We start from the raw sequence: 1,870 nt of genomic DNA, 5'->3' as shown, positions 1-1,870 counted from the left end.
GAGTTTGAGCGGGAGCACCCGCTCATTTATGGGGTCAAGCTGACACAGCTTGCAGGTTTGGGCAGCGCCCATGGTTTTATTCGTGTGGGATATAAATTTGAAAATCAGGGGGGCGAGGGAGCGAATTTTGCGACCGTACTACGACCCCCCTTTTAAGTGCCGAGTGCCAATTTTGGTTAAAAATGGTCTTCAAGCCTTTAATATCAATGGTTACAGAGTTTTAAATCTCGGCGAGTTTTTAGCGAGTTTTTGGCGAGTTTTTAGCGAAATAGAGATTTATAGCATATATTATTGACAATAATGTTGCAAAAATGCATAATAATGGTGTACTTAAATTTGATTTGGTTTGGAGTAAAAATATGGCTACAAATAAAAAAAGAATTACGGTCAGTCTAACCGAAGATCAGTATTTTACTTTGGAAAATCTTGCGAAAGAAAAGGGTTTTTCTAAGTCTGCAATTTTAGCTTTAGCTTTAGAAAATTATTCAAGAAAGGAATTAGAACAAAAAAAATAAGCGAAAACTCGGCTTGGGCAAGACGATAGTTTCCGCTAAACATTGTTGTTCTATCAAGGCTATTTTACCATTATGGCAAAAGACAAATCAAGATACTTCACCTTTTTGTTATATCCCGAATCTATTCCAGAAGATTGGAAATCGAAATTAGAATTAATTGGTGTTCCAATTGCTATTAGTCCATTTCATGATATGGATGAAAAAACTGATAAATCAAAATGGACACCTGATGATGTCATACGAAATGGCAAGCACTATAAAAAGCCGCATTATCATGTTGTCTATGTGGCTAAAAATCCAGTTACTGCTGATAGTGTTCGGTACAAGATTAAACAGCTTCTAGGTGATCGGAGTATCGCTAAAGTGCAAATAGTCGTCAGAAGTATGGCAAGCATGTATTCATACCTTACACATGAGTCTAAAGACGCTATTGAAAAGAAAAAACATAAATACAGCAAGCATGATATTACTTTGCTAAACAATTTCGATATTGATCGCTATATTACGCTTGATGTTGAAGATAAAGATGACATGCTGAATGATGTTTGCGATTTGATTGATGACCATAATTTGGCAAATATGCGTGAATTGAGACGTTTTTTAAAAGCTCATGGTTCAGAATATGGCATGCCTAGTATCAAGGTCGTTAATTCGGTTTTACGTGCTCATACTGGATTGATAAGGCTATATTTTGATGCTGTTTATCAGGAACGTAAATATGGCAGAAACGATTTGGACCAAGAAACGGGTGAAATACTTGATGATGGGACTGAAAATGAAGGCTTACAGTAAAGGCTTTGCCAGTTTTGATTGTATTTAGGAGAGGAGAAAGTGGTGAAATTTAACTTTAATTTTAGGTTTTATAAGCAGATCCAATTTTGGTTCGATTTTATTGTTGTTTTGTCTTTACTAGTGGGACACAAAATGATTTTTAGTAGTGACCCAGTTATAAAATACACGTTGCTTATTTCAATGGCTGTTTTAATTGTGAGCTTGGTAAAACAAGTATTTTTTTATCGTGAAGAACAGTGAATAAAAAACAAACTTTTGAAAGTGATTAATGAAATGAAAATAGTTTTTGAAGGCGAATTTTATAATTCGTCTTTTTTTGTTGTCGGCTAGCCGACTTCTGGTACAGGAAATTTAGCACAAACACCATCGATTTTAATTGTGGTGTGTAAGTGCGCATTGCTTTAAAAATAGCAATGAAAAAAATCAAAAGAAAATGCTAAAGGCGCACTTACACTCCAAATAAATTGGAGTAGTGCTAAAACCACTAAAACCTGTATCAGATTTCGCTTCGCTCAAACAAAACTGACTTGCGTCAGTTGAAACATTCAAAGCAGTTAAAGTCC

Annotated in this window: 2 protein-coding genes; both read left to right on the top strand. The window is 35.2% G+C overall.

Annotation, left to right across the window (positions count from 1 at the left end):
* The first annotated feature begins 359 nt into the window (after positions 1-359).
* A complete protein-coding gene (locus tag FD31_RS13700; RefSeq protein WP_003555393.1) occupies positions 360-515 on the top strand; it encodes a ribbon-helix-helix protein, CopG family in 156 nt (51 codons plus the stop codon).
* Between the two features lie 72 nt (positions 516-587).
* Complete coding sequence (locus FD31_RS13695; RefSeq protein WP_057731299.1) at positions 588-1,307, top strand: replication protein; 720 nt, start codon at positions 588-590, stop codon at positions 1,305-1,307.
* Positions 1,308-1,870 lie beyond the last annotated feature (563 nt).

Origin of the sequence: Companilactobacillus nantensis DSM 16982 (assembly GCF_001435815.1) — a bacterium.
Classification (GTDB): Bacteria; Bacillota; Bacilli; order Lactobacillales; family Lactobacillaceae; genus Companilactobacillus; species Companilactobacillus nantensis.
The sequence above is the reverse complement of the archived record's forward strand: the minus strand, read 5'-3'. Positions and strand labels throughout refer to the sequence as shown.

Coding starts and splice junctions, on each gene's coding strand:
- FD31_RS13695 (WP_057731299.1), top strand. CDS start 588: ATGGCAAAAGACAAATCAAGATACTTCACCTTTTTGTTATATCCCGAA.
- FD31_RS13700 (WP_003555393.1), top strand. CDS start 360: ATGGCTACAAATAAAAAAAGAATTACGGTCAGTCTAACCGAAGATCAG.